Raw genomic sequence first — 242 nt, forward strand, 5'->3', positions numbered from 1 at the left:
GTAGGATAGGTGGGAGGCTTTGAAGCGTGGACGCCAGTCTGCGTGGAGCCATCCTTGAAATACCACCCTGGCAACTTTGAGGTTCTAACTCAGGTCCGTTATCCGGATCGAGGACAGTGTATGGTGGGTAGTTTGACTGGGGCGGTCTCCTCCTAAAGAGTAACGGAGGAGTACGAAGGTGCGCTCAGACCGGTCGGAAATCGGTCGTAGAGTATAAAGGCAAAAGCGCGCTTGACTGCGAG

1 rRNA gene is annotated in these 242 nt (G+C 54.5%); it reads left to right on the forward strand.

What is annotated here, in order from left to right:
- Positions 1-242: ribosomal RNA gene (locus SB679_RS26010) — 23S ribosomal RNA — on the forward strand; the annotation flags it as partial.

It is taken from the genome of Chryseobacterium sp. SIMBA_029 (assembly GCF_046535275.1).
Lineage (GTDB): Bacteria > Bacteroidota > Bacteroidia > Flavobacteriales > Weeksellaceae > Chryseobacterium.